This window comes from Streptomyces otsuchiensis, assembly GCF_004305975.1.
GTDB classification, from domain to species: Bacteria; Actinomycetota; Actinomycetes; order Streptomycetales; family Streptomycetaceae; genus Streptomyces; species Streptomyces otsuchiensis.
Window position 1 is genome coordinate 1 of sequence record NZ_BHZI01000648.1, and the last position, 290, is coordinate 290.

The 290-nt window shown below is 61.4% G+C and carries 1 protein-coding gene; it reads right to left on the reverse strand.

Annotated features, from left to right (window positions below):
* On the reverse strand, window positions 1-290 hold a 290-nt coding region (locus tag E0D90_RS26205; RefSeq protein WP_130800362.1), incomplete at both ends, for a Hint domain-containing protein.

A 290-nucleotide genomic window follows, 5' to 3' on the forward strand; every position in this document is an offset into this window, starting at 1 on the left:
TGGGTCCATTCGCCGGACTCGGGAGACCAGAAGGGATGCTCGTCAGTGGCGGTGATGGTGGCCTCGCCGATGGTGACGGCGACGAGGTTCTTCTCACCGGCTCCGGTGATCTCAGCCGTGACGGTTCGAGGCCCGATCTGTCCCGTTTCGGGGTCGGCCGCCAGCACTTCATCGCCGACCGCGACTTGTTCTATCGGCTTGGTGGAACCGTCCGCCATGAGCACATACGTTCCGGCAACAAAGCTGTTGCAGTCTGTTTTCTTTCCCTTCCCAACAATGCTGCGGAGCCA